Consider the following 16692-nt stretch of genomic DNA (forward strand, 5'->3'; position numbering starts at 1 on the left):
CGCCCGCCCGGAAGCTCCGCGAGCGGAACCGGTGACGCGGTGGATTCCTCGACTTTAGTGGCGGAGTGATCCCTCGTCAGGCGCTTCGCCCTTTGTTCCGGGTGGGCGCGCGGGCGCGTTCGGCGGAGCGGAGGACATCCCTCCCGCGCCCTTGACCCGCAGACCGGAACGGCTCAGCAGCCACAGCAGCGGCTCCACCACGTGACGGAGTTCGGCCTCGCACGCCTGGGGCCCGGTAGCGGCGTGCGCGCTCACCGCCCAGTACCCGCGCGGCCCGAAGTCGTGCTCCACGGCCCGTACGAGGTTGTCCAGCCCCATGTCCGCCAGCCACGTCCGCACCGGGCCGGTGGGCGCCGCGGGCCAGGCCGTCCGGTACAGGACGTCCCGCTTGGTCACCACGGCCGCGACGGCCGTGCGGCGGCGGCGCCGCGACAGGGCGCTGAACTCGGCGGTCAGCCGCTCGTAGGTGTCCGCCGGGCCCTCGGTGGAGGGGGCGGCGGCGTCCGCTCGCGCCCGGTCCTCGGCGGTCAGCGAGCGGCGGACGTGGCGGTCCGCCAGGAGGTCCATGACGAGCAGCACCCCGTCCGCGTGGGCGAGGTACTGCTGCTCGCGCATCGTCTCCGCGGATTCCATCGTCTCGCCCTTGGGGTCGTACAGGTACAGCAGGCGGCGCCGCCGTCGCGTCCCCACGCGGAGCATGAACGCCCGGGGGAGCTGCATCTGCGTCTTCAACGCCCAGCCGCCCCGGGCCAGTTCGCCGCGGACCCGGTCGTACTCGACGCGGTCCGCGTCCAGGGCGAACGCCAGGCGCAGCCGCCCCCCTTCGGCCAGCGCGCGCAGGCCCGCCACCATGGCCAGCAGCAGCATCGTCTTCCCGGAGGACGTGCCGCCGATCAGCGGTACGTGGACGAGCCGCGCCGACCCCAGCCCGGCGGGCAGCGGCCGGTGGCACGCGCGGCACTCGGCGGCCAGCCGGTGTCTGCCGGTCAGGAAGCTGGTGGGCAGCGCCGTGCCGCAGCCGCACACCCGGCGCAGCACGCCGTACCGGCCCGGCCGCAGGTTCCGGTGCGGGACCTGGCAGCCGGGGCAGTGGTAGACGGGGAGGACGACCGGCCGGTAGCAGCCCGGGTACGGGCAGCGCATGCGGATCCGGCCCAGCCGCAGCCGCCCCGCGTCCAGCCCGCGCACGGTGACGGCGGTCGTGGCCAGCGCCCCGCACGTCGCCGCCAGCAGGACGCCGAACAGCAGCAGCACCACCGTCAGGCCGGCCGTGGCGGCGAGGGTGCCCGTCACCGCCCCGGCCGCCACCCCGGCGCCCCAGAACCGGGCGGCGCACAGCCGGACCGGGCCGCGCCGCGGGCCCGTGGGGGCGTACCGGTCCACCATGAGCTGCCGGACCCGGCCCCGCAGCCAGTGGTCGCGCAGGTGGTGCCAGGCGTCCCCGGCCCCGCCGGCGGTGGCCCGCGCGCAGTCGCTCCACACCTGGCGCGCCCAGTAGGAGGCGTACGCGGGTTCCGTACCTCCGGGCGGCAGCACACGGGTGCCCCGGCCGGGCCGCTCCGGGCCCAGCAGGACGGCGGTGGTGCGGGTGAAGTGCCAGTACACCACCGGGGCCACCGCCAGCAGCGACCACAGCACGACCGGGGCCTCCAGGACGACGACCAGGAAGACCGCGAGGCCCGCGGGGCGGCCGGAGAACGCGTCCATCAGGGGTGGTCCCTCTCGTCGGGGAGTTCGGTGGAATCCGGTGCGAGGTTCGTCCAGTTGCCGGGCGGGGAGCGGTGGCCGTCGCCGGCGGACCCGGACGGGCCCCGGCCGCCGCCCCGCAGGCGCCCCCACCGCCGGACGAACCCGGGGCGGCGCCACCGCCGCCAGGCGTCCGCCCACCCGGCGTCGGCGGCGGACACCCGGTCCTCGACGGCGGCCAGCGCGTCGTCCGGCAGCCGCCGGACCGCCGGGCGCAGCACGTCCTCCAGCAGCCGGTGCCGCAGCGCGTCCCAGCCGGGGCTCGCCCCCGCGTGGCTGTTCCAGGCGACGAAGCAGGCGGCCGGGCCGTGCGGGTCGTCCCGCAGCCGGGCGCGCAGGACCGGGCCGGTGGCCTCCTCCTCGTACGCGGTCAGGAGCGGCCCGTCCCCCGCGCGGGCGAGCTGCCCCAGCTCCTCCAGCGGCACCCCGGCCAGGCGATCGCCCTCCGCCACCGGGCCGCCGAGGAGACGGGCCGCCAGCGCCCGCCCCAGCCGCCGCCCGACGCCCTCCTCCAGCGGCTCGGCCAGCGGCAGCAGCGCGACGGCGTACGCGGTGAACCCCGGCCCGGCGCGGCCGGAGCGCACCTCCTCGGCGTGGCACAGCAGCCGCAGCGCGGCCCGCTCCCGAGCCGCCGGGGAACCGGTGCCCTCCGGCAACCGGCGCAGCAGTTCGGCGGCCAGGCCGGGGGCGTCCGGGTCGTCCGGGGCCGCTTCCAGCGCGCCGGCCACCAGATCGCGGTCCAGGCCGCTCGCCGTCAGCAGCGGGTCCGGGGTCCCGGCCAGCAGCGCCCGGGCGTCGGCGGCGGACGGCCGCCGCGCGGTCCAGGCCAGCCGGTAGGCGGTGGCCAGCAGGGACGGTTCGGCGGCGGCGCCCGGGCCGGCCTCCCGCAGCAGGCGGCGCAGCAGGGCCGGGCCCTCGTCCCCGCCGCCCGCCCGGCCCGCGGCGGCGGCCAGCCGCAGGTGCGGACGGCCGCTCAGTTCGTCCCCCTCGCCGTACGGAAGCAGCGCGGCCAGCACCCGGACGACGGGACGCGGATCGTCCCCCGTGGCCGCGTCGTTGAGCCGGTCGAACACCGCCTGCCGCAGCGCCGCCCGGCCCGGCCCGGCGAGCGCCGCCGCGACCTCGGCGGCCGGGGGGTCGCCGGCGTCGGCGAGCAGGTGGCCGACGACGCGCGCCGACAGGGCGGGCACGGCCGGGGCGGCGTCCACGCCCAACTCCTCCGCGAGCCGTAACAGGGCCAGACCGCGCGCCATCGGAAGGGCGGCGGCGCCGAGCTCCGCGCACAGCGCGGCACCCAGCTCCCGGCCCAGCTCCCGGCGCGCCTCCGGGCCGAGGCGGGTGCGTCCGGCAGCCGGGACGGGCCCGGGAGGCGAGCCGGTCACGGACCGCCGGACCAGGAAGCGGGCCAGCGGCTCCGTGACCTCCCGCGGCCGGTGGACGGCGAGCGCGTCAAGCAGGCCGAGCAGCGCCTCGGGGGCGGCGGGCGGCTCGGGGTTCGCGGGGTCCTCGGCCAGCAGCGTGCCCAAGAACGCCTGCCAGAACGGCGCCTCCTCCTGGTGCGCCCGGCCCGACGCCCACCGGACCGCGGCCGACCGCCCCGCGCCGTCCAACGTGATCCCCGCGCCCAAGGCGAGCGCCGCGAGCGTCCCGTCCTCGAACGGATCGCCCGCGTCCGCCGACCGGGCCCCGGCCCGCACGAACAGGTCCGGCCGCCCCGCCAGCCAGACCCGCGCGGCCACCGCCGCCCACGGATCCTGCCGCGCCGGACTGGACGGCCCGCCCACACAGTGGTGCACCCGGTACTGGTGGAGCAGGTCCGAGGGCGTGAACCCGAAGTCCGCGTCCGGGAACACCCCGACGATCTGCTGCTCCGCCAAATACGGCCGGTGGGTGTACGTCAGGAACGTCAGCCGCGCCGCGAGCGCGTGCGGCAGCGCGCCGCAGGCCAGGGCCACCCACCGGGCCACTTCCTCCGACCCGCTCTCCACGATCACCAGCGGCGGCCCCGGCTCGGCGGCGAACAGCCGCCGCACGTCGGCCAGGAACGGCGCCAGCCGCTCCCCGTGCCGCCACGCGAAACCGGTCAGCGCCCGCCTGCCGAACCGGCCGCCCGGCCGCGGCCCGGCCGACGGCGGCGGCGCCGCGTCCCCGGCCGTCGCCGACCGCCAGTCCGCCGACCCCCACGCCTCCACCGGCAGCATCCGCCCCGGCAGCCCGCCGTCCGGGGGCAGCAGCAGCGCGTGCGCGTGGAAGTTGCCGTACCGGCCGCTGTAGTCGGCGCCGGTGTAGACGGTCCGGCTGAGCAGCCCCGTCCCGTCGGTCAGCCGGGTGAAGCCGAACGCCACCGGGAACGCCGCCAGTTCGCGCTCACTCGGGCGGGCCGGGGCGTCCCGCGGCGGCTCGTACCCCAAAAGGGGCTCGACCTGGCGCAGCAGCGCCGGATCCACCCCCGGGCTGACGGCGGTGAACCGGAACCCCGACCCGTCGGCGCCGGGCGCGGCCGAGGTGTAGTGCAACTGGGGGAAGGGAGCCATGGTGCGGTGTCCTTTCCGGGCCGGCCGGGCGGAGCCCCGTCCGTACGCCGGGTGTCCGCGCACGGGACGCGGGGCGGTGGTGCGGGGACGAGAGGGGGCGGGGGTGGGGGGAGACGGAGCGGGGTGGGGTGGGATTGGGTCGGGTGATGGGCGGGGGTGATGCGGAGGGGGGTGTGGTCCGACGCTGTGTGGCGGGTGGGTGTGGTGCGGGGGTTGGAGCGGGCCGGGGGCGCGTGGTGGTTGGGCGCGGTACGAGGGCCGGGTCGGTTCCGGGGCGTGCGGCGGATCGGCGCGGTACGTGGGTTGGAGTGGGTACGGGCCGTGCGGCGGATCGGCGCTGCACGTGGGCCGGAGGAGCCTTTCGTCGTGTGGCGGGTGGGCGTGATGTGGGCTCGGGCCGCGCGGCGCGGGAATGCGATACGGGGTCGGTGTGGCCCGGCGCCGTGTGGCGGGTGGGCGCCGCACAGGAGTTGGAGCGGGCCCGGGCCGTGCGGCGGGTCGGCGCGGTACGTGGGCCGGGGCGGTTGCGGACCGGGCGGCGCGGGCCGCGGTGCGGGCCCACCGTCAGCCCCTCTTCCGGACGGGGACGAGCCCGCGCAGGCCCAGCAGCCACAGCAACGGGTCCTCCACCCGCAGCGGATGCGGGCCCGCGCGCGGGGCGTCACCAGGGGCGCCCTCGGGCGGCGCGGCGCCGAGCGCGGAGAGGCCGAAGAGGGAGAACCGGCCGAAGTCCCGGTCCAGTTGGCGGTACAGCACGCCGCCGTCCCACTCGTCCAGCAGCGCCCGGACCTCCTCGTGGACGGCGGCCCGGTCCGCCCCGTCCACCGCTCCGCCCGTGTGCGCGGCCGGGCGGGTGAGCGGGGAACCGTCCGGGAGCAGTCGGCGCAGCACGTCCGACTTGGACAGGGCGACCGCGACCGGCGTGCTCACCTTCCCCTTGGACCCCTGCCGCCGGTGCCCGCGCAACTGCGCCGCGAGGTCGGCGGCGATCTGCTCGGGCGCGGTCTCGATCGGCGGCAGGAGCCCGTCATCGTCCGCCAACTGGTCTCGTACCGCCCGCAGTTGGAGCGGGTCGACGAGGAGGATCACCCCGTCGGCGGCGGCGAGGTAGGCGGTGAAGCGGTCCATGGCCTCCTGGTTGGCCAGGTCCTCGCCCGCCGCGTCGAAGAAGACCAGGGCGGTGTGCCGGCTGCCGCGCCGGAACCAGGCCGGGCCCCGGCGGGGCAGGCTCAGCCGGAACAGCAGCGGGTCGTTGAACCGCATGGCCGCGGGCTGGGTGGGCCCCGGCAGCAGCAGTCGGTCGTAAAGGGCGTCCTCCATGAGGCGGTAGCGGCTCTGCGTCGCGCCGCCCATCGCCGACAGGGACGCCCCGAACGCCCGCCCGACGCGGTGCCGCAACTCGTGCGCCAGCACCGTGACGTACGTGCTCTTGCCCGCCGTCTTGGGACCGATCAGCGCGATGATGCGGCTGCCCTGGTCGCAGTAGTCGCTGGGCAGGTCCGCGTGGCACGCGCGGCACACCCGCGTCGGAGTCGGCACCCCGCAGTGCGGACAGGGCGCCCGGCCGCGCCCCGCGCGCCTGGGCGCCTCGAAGCAGGGGCCGCGCAGGGCGGCGCCCCCGGTGGCGGGGTTCCCGGAGAACGCCGCCCACCGGGCGTCGGCCACCGGGACGCACGGCGCGCCGCCCCGGACACCGGTGTGCGACATCATGCAGCGGTAGGGGAGGGCGGCGACCCGGGCGGAGGTGAAGCAGTAGGGACAGACGATCACGGTCACGTCAGCGCACCACCAGGGACTCGGGAGGCGGGTGGTCCAGGAAGGCGCCCGGGGCCCGGGCCCCGAGCAGGAAACCGCGCAGCGCATACGGCCGGGACCGCTCGCGCAGGTCGATCTCGACGGGGACCGGCTCGCCCGACACCAGCGCCGCACCCGCCAGCCGCAGTTCCTCGGTGCCCTGCTCGGGACGCAACGGGGCCAGGCCCGGCCGCCCGACCAGCAGGAAGTCGGGGCAGCCGACCGGCTCGGGGCCGCCGGGAACCCGCCCCGGCACCACGGCGCGCACCACGACGGTGCGCCGCGCGCGGCGCCACCACCGGCGTCCCGTCAGCCGGTAGCCCACCCGTATGCGCGCGGGCAGCGTGAGCCGCGCCTCCTGAGGGACGACGATGTCGACGCCGGCGCCGGTCACCGGGGCGACGCGCACCGCGCACGGCTCGTCGGTCACCGGCACCCGCAGACCGTCCCGCAGGTAGGCGCTGCGGCTGACCCGCCGCTCGCGGACGGCGCCGGCCTGCTCCCAGCGGACGGTGACCTGCCCCGCCGGTTCCGGCCAGCCGAACGTCAGCCGCGCCTCGTCACCGGTCAGCCGCTCGATCACCGCGTCCGTGACCGTGCCGTGCGCCTCGACCAGCACACTCGGGCCGGCGACCGCCCGGCGGCCGAGCACGGTGACGGCGGTGACGCGGACGGACGTCCCTTTGGGCGGCGCCACCTCGCGGGACGGCAGCGGCGGCGGCAGCGCGGCCCGGTCCGCCGTCAGGTCCGCCCCCGGCTCCGGGGGCGTCCCGCTCCACGGGATCAGCCGGACCTCGCCGCGCCCCGGAGGGGACCAGCTCAGGTGGACGACGCCCGCGCGCGGATCCAGCGTCCCGGTCAGCGCGGCCACCGGCTCGGGCCACTCCTCGACGACGGCGCGCGCCCGGACGCCTGCGGACCACACCACCGCTCCATCCGGCGCGCGGTACGCGCAGCGGACCCGGTAGGCGTGGCGGCCGGGCGGCAGCGGACGGTCCGCGAAACCGTCCCGGCGGCCCCGCACCTCCGTCTCCCCGCCGCCCGCGGCCAGCCGCACGGCCCGCACCTCGGCCGCCGGGTGCGGGGCGCACCAGGACGCCGTGACCTGCTCCCGCCCGGCCGTCAGCTCCAGATCCGTCACCTCCGGCGCCACCAGCAGCGCCGCGGTGGCCTGTGGACGCCCCGCCACCAGATCGCCGCGCACCGGCAGCACGGCGTACCGCACCCGGCTGCCCGGCACCGCCGTACGGTCGAGCACCGCGCCCTTCTCGGTCGGGGCACCGATCCACGTCGGCTCCTCCGGGGCGCCCTCGGGGTGCCGTACGACGCGCCAGCGCGCATCGCCGTCGGACGCGGGCACCGGCCACTCCACGCGCACCCCCGCGGTGTCCAGCCGGGCGCGCGGTCCCCGTTCGCGCGGGGTCTCGGCCGTGCGCAGCAGGCCGGCGAGCGCCGCCGGTTCGTCCACCGTCCGGCGCGCCACCCGCAGGTACAGGCGGGCGGCCCGCTCCGCCTCTCCCGACCGCTCCCGGCGCGCGGCCTCCGCCACCAGCAGCCCGGTCCGGCGCCGCTCCTCGGCCACCTCGGCCAGCAGGGCGCGCAGCAGCGCGTCCGCCGGGCGCGCGGGCAGCCGGTCGGCGCAGGCCGCGGCCCGCACCACCTCCCGCCGCTCCCAGGCGTCCTGGATGCCCTCGGCCGCCGCCCGGTCCAGGCCCTCCGGGGGCAGCGCGGCGGTGACGGCGGCGGCCAACCCGGCGGCCTCCCCGGCGTCCACGCCGAGCGTCACGGCGGCCGACGCGCGCCCGTGCGGTGGGTGGCCGAGCAACAGGACGGCGAGTTCGTACAGCACCACCCGCCGCAGGCCCATGGGGTCGGCCGCCAGCACCGCGTCCATCCGCGCGTAGAGCCCCAGCGCCGCCCGCGCCTCCGGGAGGAGCGCCGTCCGCTCCCGGCGCTCCCACTGCTCGCGCACGTACGCGCGGTCCACCCGCCGCCACCGCATGCCGCGCGCGGCGGGGAACCACAGGCCGTCGAGGACCTTGAACGCGCTGCCGGTGCCACCGGTGCCCTTGGCCGTTCCGTTCGGGCTGTTCGCACTGTTCGCACTGTTCGCACTGTTCGCACCGGGCGGGCCGTTCGTTCCGCTCACGCCGTTCGTTCCGTCCGCGCCGGACGGGCGCAGGGCGTCGGCCGTGTGCCGGGCGCCGAGGGCACGCAGGGCGTTCGCCCAGGCTCCGTACCCCCCGACGCCGGGAAACAGCGGTATCTCCGCCAGGACCGGCGCCTCTTCCCGGACGCGCGCCGCGCCGGGCGCTGCCGTACGTTTCCGGGCTCCCCCGCGCGATACCACTCGGCCCCCCAGTCCTCCGGCCACCGTCCCGGGCGGGCCCGATGCGGCGCGGACCTGCGCGGCGCGGACCTGCGAAGGGTTCGCCCGTGGAAGAGGGCGACAACGTGGCGGAACTCCCATTGCAGCAGAAGCGGCCACACCCCCGCGCCCCGTTCGGAGCAACCCGGCTTCCCGGCTGACCGGGGCCGACGGGCCGCGGCGGCGGGGCGTTCGCCGTACGGGGGAGGGGGCGTTCGGCCGGGGCCCCGTCGCCGTGGGAGGAGGGTCGTTTCGGCAGGGTGGGGGTGATGGGTGATGGGTGAACGAGGGGCGGGGGCCAGGGCCGTGGGGCAGTGCGCTCCATGGACCTCCGTGCGTCCGGATGTCCTGAATCTTCCAGCGGAGCTCCGCGCGTCCGGCGGATGTCCCGAATCTTCCAGCGGGCCCCCGTGTGTCCGGCGGACGTCCCGAGCCTTCCAGCGGACCTCCGCGCCTCCCCGGCCCTGGCGGACTCAGCCCGCCGCCCCCACCACCCACTCGTAAGCCGCCTGCGCCGTGAACTCCGCCTGCCCGCCCGCGAACAGCAGCCCCGCCCGTGCGAACGCCGGGTCGTCCACCGTCCCGGGCACGTACGGGATGGCGACGCACCGCATCCCCGCGCGCCGTGCCGCCTCGGCGCCCGGTGGCGCGTCCTCCAGAACCACGCAGTCGGCCGGCGGCACGTCCAGGCGCCGCGCCGCCTCCAGGAAGACGTCCGGCTCCGGCTTGCCGTGCGCCACCTCCTCCGCCGAGACGTACGTACTGATCAGCGCGTCCAATCCGGTGGCGGCGAGGACCACGGCTATCGCGTTCCGGGAGGAGCCGGAGGCCACCGCCATGGGGTGCCCGGCGGCGTGCAGCCGTTCCACGAACTTGCGCATCTCGGGGAAGACGTCCGTACGGCGGCGCGCCAGCTCAAGGTAGCGGCGGTTCTTGCCGGCCAGCAGCTCGTCCACGGGGGCGTCGATGCCGTGGCGGTCGCGCAGCGTCTCCAGCGTCTCGCGGGTGCCGATGCCGATGAAGGCGGCGTGCTCCTCCCAGGTGAAGTCGGGGACGCCGTATTCGGCCAGCAGCGCGCGCCCCGCCTCGTAGTAGTTCGGCTCGCTGTCCACGAGCGTGCCGTCGAGGTCGAAGAGGACGGGCGGGCGGGAGGTGCCGGAGGCGGGGGCCGGGGCAGCGGGGGAGTCGGGGGAAGGGCTCATGATCCCCAGCATGCCAAGGGCCGGAGGAGTGCGGCAGCACATGGGGGCGGAAGGGGCCTGTGGCACGGGCCGGCGTACGCCCGCCCACTCCGGGCGCGCCTCGCTACTCCGGGCGCGCCCCGCTCCGGACGGGCCGCCGCTTACTTCGGACGGGCCTGCGCCTCGCTCCGGACGGGCCGCCGCTCACTCCGGGCGCGCCCCCGACGCCGTACCCACCGCCTCCACCAGCGGCAGCATCCGGTGCGGCACCCGTTCGCGCAGCGCCACCTCGGTACGGGTCCGCACCACGCCCGGCACCTTGATCAGCCGCTGGATGACGTCCTCCAGATGCGCCGCGTCCCGCGCCACCACGCGGGTGAGCAGGTCCCCGCCCCCGGTCGTGGAGAACGCCTCGATGATCTGCGGCACCTCGGACAGGGCGCCGGCCACCTCCTCCAGATGCCCCTGGGTGACCTCGATGTGGACGAAGGCGAGCACCGGGTGACCGAGGGCGGTGGGAGAGAGCCGGGGGCCGTAGGCCGTGATCACCCCGTCCCGTTCCAGCCGGTCCAGCCGCGCCTGCACCGTGCCGCGGGCCACCCCCAGGATGCGCGCGTACTCGCGCACGCTCGTCCGCGGCTGCTCCAGCAGGAGCCGCAGGATCCGCGCGTCGAGGGCGTCCACGGCCATGATCGAACGGTCTCCTCGCACTCGGGGCGGATCGGGCGGCGCCGGGCCCGGCCCCGGCTGCGTCAAGGGCTCCATCATCGCAGGAGGGGGCGCGCGGTCAGGGGGGAGGCCAGAGCCGAGAGGGGTCGGCCCCGTGCGCGAGTGAGCCGGGGGCCGGCGGTTCCGCCAGGGAAGCGGCCCGGAGGGTGGTGGCCAGGACGGCGCCGTGCGCGGCCGGGCCCCCGGTCGCCCTGGTCTTCGTCCGCGCGTATGCGGCGGTCCGGCGCGGCGGGGGCCATCGGGCCTCCGCCGAGGACGGCATGGCGGGGGCCACTGGGCTTCCGCCGAGGACGGCGCGGCCTCGGGACGGTCCCCTGGGGCACCGGTGACAGCGGTCCACAAGAGCGCGGATGGTGAGCGGGCCCGACCGAACGGTATTGGCAACCATCGGGAAGTGCCCGGAACGCCCGGTGGCGGCCCGAGGTGCCCCGAACGCCCGGCGGCGCCCCGAGGTACCTCAGGGCGCCGCCGCACGTTCCAGGAATCGCCGATCAGGCCCCGGCCAGCCCCGTGCGCGAGGGGTGCAGCAGAGGCGCCGCCAGCTCGGCGAGCGCCCGTTCCAGATCGTGCAGGTGCGCCAGGGCCCGCTCGGCGCCCGGGTGGTGCTGCGGCGCGGCCGAGGCGGGCCCGTCCGCGGGGACGGCGGTCCCGGCCGCCGGGACGAGGGCGGACACCGCGGCCTCGACCCGCCGGCAGGCGGCGGTCAGCCGGGCGTCGTGCGAGGCGGCGGGGTCGGTGGCCACCGCCGCCAGGCCGCGTGCCTGACGCACGCACTCGTCGAGGTGGACCAGGACCCGCCGGGCCCGCTCGCGGCGCTCCCGCAGCGGGTTGAGCGGGTGCAGCAGCGGAGCCAGGGAGAGCCGGACCCGGCCGAGGAGGAGTTCCAGTTCGGCGATGTGCGGCGCGGGGTCGGCGGACTCCTCCCCGGCCAGCCGCCGCGCCGACGCGGCCGTGCAGTGCCGGACGGCCAGCAGGGCGCGCCGGATCCAGGCGTCGGTGGTGGCGTGCGTCGTGACGGGCAGTACCACGGCGACGGCCACCGCCGCCCCCAGCGCGCCCACGAGCGTCTGCTCCAGGCGCAGGCCCAGCAGCCCGGGGTGGAGGACGCCGAGCAGCCCGTACAGCAGCCCCGCCATGACCGTGACGAAGAACATCATCCAGCTGTACGACGGCCCGGCCGTGTAGAAGATCCCGAACACGCAGACCGCGACGAGGACGGCGGTCGGCACGGGCGCCCCGTGCAGGGGCACGGCGACCAGCAGGCCCACACTGATGCCCGCCAGCGTGCCGACCACCCGGCGGAAGCCGCGGACCAGGGTCTCGCCGCGGGAAGCGGTGTTGACGAAGATCCACCACGCCGTGCCGACCGCCCAGTACCAGCGCTCGTCGGACACCGCCTGCCCCACGACGAGCGCCAGCGCGCCGGCGACGGTGTTCTGGACGGCGAGCCGGGTGGTGGGGCGGGCCAGGCCGCGGGCCGCGAGCGGCGCGGGGACCGCCGTCGGCGGCATACGGCGCTCGTAACACCACAGGCCGAAGCGGACGAACGAGGAGGCGGCCAGCGCGAGGGCCGTAGCCCCGTACAACTCGGGCAGCTGACCCGGCACGGCGTGGAGGAACTGCGCCATGAAGAAGGTCATGAACGCGAAGATCCCCAGCGACTGGCCGCGCGGACCCCAGCGGCGCGCGTACACCCCGGCGAAGACGATGAGGAGGAAAGCCGCGTCGCGTGCCAACGGAAGGCCGTGCAGCACCGTGGCGAGCGCGAGCACGGGGAACCCCACGACGGGCAGCAGCGCGGTGGTGAGCGCCTGGCCGCGAACGGTGGCGTCCCCCACCGTGAACAGGGCGAGCAACGCGGCCAGCCCACCGGCGACGGCCGCCACCAGCGACTGACCGGCCGCCCCCGAAACGGCCACGGCCGACCCGATGCCGAGAACCGCGCGCGCCGCACCGCGCAGCCGCACCCGCCCCGGATCGGGAGCCACGAACATCCTCTTCAGCACGTCTCCCTGTGCCCTCCGTCCCTGTGCACGAAAAAGGCGCCGCGGAATCCGCAGCGCCATTGACAGGATCATGAGAGCATCCGAGCACCCCCTGGCTCAACAGTTGCCGGATGCGCTGTGCCATTGGCCCAATCCCCCGGGCGCGGCATCGGCGCGGAGCGGGCCAACGGACCACACTCCGGGGGCATCCCCGGCCGTCGGCCGCGCATCGGGCCATCGCGCCCGCGACGCCCGCCCCGGAGCCGGGGGCAGCGGCAGGGCCGCGTTCACACCGTCCGTCCACCGGGCCGTCGCGCCCGCGATGCCCGTCCCGGAGCCGGGGACAGCGGCAGGGCCGGGTCCGCACCGTCCGACCACCAAGGCCATCGCGCCCGCGACGTACACCCCGGAGCCGTCGGCAGCCGCACGACCGGGCCCACACCGCCCGCCCACCGGGCCTCCGCGCGCCGCCGGGCCACGGGGCGACCGCGCCGCCGCGTCACCGCGTCGCCGGCCCCCGTCACACGCCCCTTCGGACGACCGCCCGCCTCACACCCGCGGCGCAGGCACGGCGGGATCCGGCCGCCGTCCCTCCTGCCGGACCTGGGTGCCGAGGACGGACAGCAGCCGCAGTTTGCCCGCGCTCTCGCCGCCGGGCGCGGCGGTGTGGGCGACGATGCGGACGTCGCTGCCCGGCACGGTCAGCACGTCGCAGTCCAGGACCAGCGGTCCGACCTCCGGGTGGTGGACCGTCTTGGTGCTCGCCACGTGGTCCCGCACCACGTACGCGTCCCACAGCGTGGCGAACCGCGCACTCGTGTCGCGCAACACGGCCACCAGCGCGTGCAGCCTCGGGTCCGCGGGGTAGCGGCCGGCCGCGGTCCGCAGGTCGGCCACCACGGCGCTCTCGAACAGCGCCTCCTGCTCGGGGGTGTGGACCACCCGCTCGGGCCTCCCCGTGAAGTGGCGCCAGACGACGTTCCGTTCCCGGTCGGTCAGCGCCGACGGGTCGCCGAACACGGCCGCGTACAGCCGGTTCCAGACGATCAGCGTCCAGGCGGCGTCGTACACGGCCAGCGGCGTGCCGTCCAACTGGTCGAGCAGCCGCTGCACGCCGGGCGTGAGGTGGGACGGCATCCACGCGTCCCCCGGGGCGGCGCGCCCGGCCAGCGCGAACAGGTGCCGGCGCTCGGCCTCCGCGAGCCGCAGCGCCCGCGCCAGCGCCGTCAGGACCTGTGCGGACGGCGAGGTGGCCCGCCCCTGTTCCAGCCGCACGACGTAGTCCACGGAGACGCCCGACAGCAGCGCCAGTTCCTCGCGCCGCAGCCCCACCGCGCGGCGTCCGCGCCCGGCGGGCAGCCCCACCTCGTCCGGTGAGAGCCGCTCCCGCCAGCGGCGCAGCGCCGCGCCCAGCCGCCCGTCTTCCGCCCCACCGTGCGCACGCCCGCTCATCACCCCAGTATCGGCCGGGGCCGCGTCCCGGTCCTGGTACCGCCGTTCCCAGGAAGAACCGGGCACTCCATGGGCACCGCGCCCGGCCGCAGGCTGGTGCCCATGACGACCACACTGATCACCGGCGCCGGCCGGGGGCTCGGCCTGGAGAGCGCGCGGGAGCTGGTCCGGGCGGGCCACCGCGTCTACCTCGGGGCGCGGGATCCGGCCCGCGGCGCGGCGGCGGCCCGCGCCACCGGCGGCCGGGTGCTGCCCCTCGATGTCACCAGCGACGCGTCCGTACGGGCCGCCGCCGATCGCCTCCGCGAAGAGGCGGGCCACCTCGACGTCCTGGTCAACAACGCGGGGATCGCCGGCCCCGGCGGCCCGCCGGACACCGTCACGGCCGCCGACCTCGAAGAGGTGTACGCCACCAACGTCTTCGGCCCGGTCCGGGTCCTGCACGCCTTCCTGCCGCTGCTGCGGGCCGGTGACGGCACGCCCGTCGTGGTCAACGTCAGCAGCGGTCTCGGATCGCTGGCGGTGGCCGCCGAGCCGGAACGCCTTGGCTCTTGGGTGCCCGACTGGATCCCGGTCCTGCCGTACGCCTCCTCGAAGGCCGCGCTGAACATGGTCACGGTGCAGTACGCGCACGCGTATCCGGACCTCAGGATCAACGCCGTCGACCCGGGCTTCACGGCCACCGACCTCAACGGCCACACCGGCACGCGGACCGTGGCCGAGGGCGCCGAGATCATCGTCCGGATGGCCCGGATCGGCCCCGACGGCCCCACCGGCACCTTCGTGTCGTCCGCCGGCGCCGTTCCCTGGTGATCCCACCAACCCCATCCCTTTTCCGGCTCACGCCCTTGCTCACGCCTCCCGCACACGCCCCTCGGAGGAACCCGTGCCCCCGTCCCGCCACGTCGCCCTCGTCCTGGACTTCGTCTGCGTCCAGAGCTACCAGGCGTTCACCCGGCTCGTCCGGGCCGCCGACCGCCACCGCGCCGAAGGGGGCGCGGTGGACATCACCTTCCTGCCCTTCCAGCTCAGGCCCGAGGCCGGCCGGGAAGGGGAACCGCTCTTCGAGCTCCACAAGAGGGAACGCGGCGAGGCCACCGCCCGTGCCATCGCCGCCGACACCACCCACGGCGCGGAGGACGGCCTGACGCTCGACCTCCGTTCCGCCGTCTTCGTCAACACCTTCGACGCCCACCGCCTCCTCGCGCACGCGGCGGCACAGGGACGCGGGGAACGGATGGCCGAGCGGCTCTTCCGCGCCTATTACGCCGACGGGCTGCACCTCGCCGACCCGGCCACGCTGACCCGCCTCGCCACCGAGGCGGACGTCGACACGGACGGCCTGACGGACGAACGCGGGGCCGACCGGCTGCGGGCGGACCTGCGGCACGTCCGCGAACTCGGCATCACCACGCCCCCGGCCTTCCGCTTCGGGGACGGCGACCTGATCGAGGGGGAACGTTCCCAGGAGGAACTGCTCGCGGCGCTGCGGGCGGAACGAGGGGACGTGCTCCCGGCCGTTTGACGGGACGACGGCTGATCCGGACGTGTGATGGGACGACGGCCGGGGACGAGGCCCGCCCCACCCCACCCCACCACCCGCACCCGACGAGCCTTGGAAACGGAGACGCCCCGGCCGTTCGCCACCGACGGCAGGTCCTCCGCCCGCGGGTGCTGTTAGCGTCGCCCCCGTACGAACACAGGGCGGACGAAGGGCAGGCCAGTGGGCACGAGCGGCAGCGGGCGGCGCGCGTACATCGGATCGTTCACGTCGGAGGGCGGGCGCGGCATCACCACGGCGGACGTCGACCCGGACTCGGGCGCCCTCACCCCCGTGCACTCCACCGACGCGGTAGCCGACCCGTCCTACCTGGCCCCGTCCGCCGACGGCCGGTTCCTCTACGCCGTCAGCGAGCGGGACGAGGGCCGGGCCGCCGCCTTCGCGCTCACCCCTGGCGGGCCGGAACTCCTCGCCCCCGCCGTCGCCGTGGGCGGCGCCGCGCCCACCCACCTCACGCTGTGGTCCGGGCACCTGCTGACCGCCAACTACGGTTCCGGCAGCGTCACCGCCCTCCCCGTCCGCCCGGACGGCGCGCTCGCCGAGCCGGTCGCCGTCCTCCGGCACGAGGGCAGCGGCCCGAACCCCGACCGCCAGGGAGAGCCCCACGCGCACGCGGTGCTGCCCGACCCCTCCGGCCGCTGGCTGCTGAGCGTGGACCTGGGCACGGACTCCGTGCGCAGTTGCGTGTGGGACGAGGCCGAGGGGACGTTGGCGGTCCGTAACGAGGCACGCCTGCGGCCCGGAAGCGGGCCGCGCCACCTGGCCTTCCACCCGGACGGCGAGCACGCGTACGTCGTCAACGAGCTGGAGCCCACGGTCACCGCCTGCCGCTGGGACGCGTCGACGGGCACCCTGACGCCGCTGCGCGAGACGGGGCTGCTGCCCGAGGACAGCGAGGGCGTGGTCGTCGGGACCTATCCCTCGGAGGTGGTGGTCTCTCCGGACGGCCGGTTCCTCTGGACCGCCAACCGGGGCCACGACAGCGTCTCCGTACTGACGCTCGGCGGCAGCGGCGAGAAGCCCGCCTTGGTGACGACGGTGCCGTGCGGCGGGCACTGGCCCCGTGACCTGGCCCTGCACCCCGACGGCAGGCACCTGTACGTCGCGAACCAGCGGTCCGGCGACGTCACCTGGTTCGCCGTCGACCCGGAGACGGGGGTACCGGCGCACACCGGCGGCATCGAGGCCCCGGGGGCGTCCTGCGTGGTCTTCGCGTAGCCGGTTTCGGGAGGGCGCGGCCGTCTTCGTACGGCCGCCGCTAACGACACAGTGGGTGGGCCGGCACCACGTTGGGGGCCCCCCAGCAGGGGCAGGAGGCCACCCCCGGGGGAGCCGCGGGGCG

General features: G+C 76.9%; 11 protein-coding genes. 3 read left to right on the forward strand and 8 right to left on the reverse strand.

What is annotated here, in order from left to right:
* Positions 1 to 54: 54 nt before the first annotated feature.
* From ABZX96_RS20085 to ABZX96_RS20120, 8 genes are all read right to left on the reverse strand, one after another.
* On the reverse strand, positions 55 to 1707 hold the full coding sequence (locus ABZX96_RS20085; RefSeq protein WP_355546191.1) for a hypothetical protein: 1653 nt from the start codon (positions 1705 to 1707) through the stop codon (positions 55 to 57).
* Entirely contained in the window at positions 1707 to 4280 is a 2574-nt protein-coding gene (locus tag ABZX96_RS20090; protein WP_355546193.1) for a GTPase-associated protein 1-related protein, read from the reverse strand. Before ABZX96_RS20090 ends, ABZX96_RS20085 begins: the two co-directional genes overlap by 1 nt.
* A 564-nt stretch (positions 4281 to 4844) precedes the next feature.
* Entirely contained in the window at positions 4845 to 6056 is a 1212-nt protein-coding gene (locus ABZX96_RS20095) for a hypothetical protein (RefSeq protein WP_355546195.1), read from the reverse strand.
* A gap of 1 nt (position 6057) precedes the next feature.
* Positions 6058 to 8223: a hypothetical protein gene (locus ABZX96_RS20100; RefSeq protein ID WP_355546197.1), complete on the reverse strand. Its 2166-nt coding sequence runs from the start codon at positions 8221 to 8223 to the stop codon at positions 6058 to 6060.
* Between the two features lie 692 nt (positions 8224 to 8915).
* The gene (locus ABZX96_RS20105; protein ID WP_355546199.1) at positions 8916 to 9644 is read right to left on the reverse strand and encodes an HAD family phosphatase; all 729 of its coding nucleotides are present in this window, start codon (positions 9642 to 9644) and stop codon (positions 8916 to 8918) included.
* 183 nt (positions 9645 to 9827) lie between these two features.
* The gene (locus tag ABZX96_RS20110; protein ID WP_355546201.1) at positions 9828 to 10313 is read right to left on the reverse strand and encodes an Lrp/AsnC family transcriptional regulator; all 486 of its coding nucleotides are present in this window, start codon (positions 10311 to 10313) and stop codon (positions 9828 to 9830) included.
* A gap of 530 nt (positions 10314 to 10843) precedes the next feature.
* Positions 10844 to 12346 (reverse strand): FUSC family protein, encoded by a 1503-nt coding sequence (locus ABZX96_RS20115; RefSeq protein ID WP_355546221.1) that lies wholly within the window; start codon positions 12344 to 12346, stop codon positions 10844 to 10846.
* A 540-nt stretch (positions 12347 to 12886) separates the two neighbouring features.
* On the reverse strand, positions 12887 to 13789 hold the full coding sequence (locus tag ABZX96_RS20120) for a helix-turn-helix transcriptional regulator (protein WP_355546203.1): 903 nt from the start codon (positions 13787 to 13789) through the stop codon (positions 12887 to 12889).
* A gap of 102 nt (positions 13790 to 13891) precedes the next feature.
* On the opposite strand from ABZX96_RS20120, the gene ABZX96_RS20125 reads away from it, so the two are divergent.
* The 3 genes from ABZX96_RS20125 to ABZX96_RS20135 all read left to right on the forward strand — a co-directional run bounded on the left by ABZX96_RS20125 (position 13892) and on the right by ABZX96_RS20135 (position 16568).
* Positions 13892 to 14602: an SDR family NAD(P)-dependent oxidoreductase gene (locus ABZX96_RS20125; protein ID WP_355546205.1), complete on the forward strand. Its 711-nt coding sequence runs from the start codon at positions 13892 to 13894 to the stop codon at positions 14600 to 14602.
* A gap of 73 nt (positions 14603 to 14675) precedes the next feature.
* A complete protein-coding gene (locus ABZX96_RS20130; RefSeq protein ID WP_355546207.1) occupies positions 14676 to 15314 on the forward strand; it encodes a DsbA family protein in 639 nt (212 codons plus the stop codon).
* A 198-nt stretch (positions 15315 to 15512) separates the two neighbouring features.
* Positions 15513 to 16568 (forward strand): lactonase family protein, encoded by a 1056-nt coding sequence (locus ABZX96_RS20135; RefSeq protein WP_355546209.1) that lies wholly within the window; start codon positions 15513 to 15515, stop codon positions 16566 to 16568.
* The last annotated feature ends 124 nt before the right edge of the window (positions 16569 to 16692 follow it).

It is taken from the genome of Streptomyces sp. NPDC003077, assembly GCF_040611095.1.
In the GTDB taxonomy this organism is placed as follows: Bacteria; Actinomycetota; Actinomycetes; order Streptomycetales; family Streptomycetaceae; genus Streptomyces.